The organism is Caballeronia sp. INML3B, assembly GCF_023631305.1.
GTDB classification, from domain to species: domain Bacteria; phylum Pseudomonadota; class Gammaproteobacteria; order Burkholderiales; family Burkholderiaceae; genus Caballeronia; species Caballeronia turbans.
This window is the reverse complement of the sequence record NZ_JALQDI010000026.1, coordinates 1-252: the sequence shown is the minus strand read 5'-3', so window position 1 is coordinate 252 and position 252 is coordinate 1. Positions and strand designations below refer to the sequence as shown.

Genomic DNA, 252 nt, shown 5'->3' with positions numbered 1-252 from the left:
GCGTACAAGGGCGGTCACGCGATGAACAACATGCTGCTGCGTGAGTTGCTCGCGAACGAAGACGCTTATGAAATCGTCACATTTGAAGATACGAAAACCGCACCGCGCGGTTTCGGTTTCGACACGCAGACCGCGTTTGCTTAACTGAAAGCCTCAACGGATGAACAAGAATGAGCGGCCGGGCGCCGCTCATTTTTTTTGTCCGCGCGCCTGATGCCGCGCCGCCATCCGCGCGAGCGCTTCCTGTAGAGG

General features: G+C 57.5%; 1 pseudogene. It reads left to right on the top strand.

The annotated features are described in order from the left end of the window. Positions 1 to 144: pseudogene (locus tag NCS58_RS12545) on the top strand (UDP-3-O-[3-hydroxymyristoyl] N-acetylglucosamine deacetylase); the annotation flags it as partial. Positions 145 to 252 lie beyond the last annotated feature (108 nt).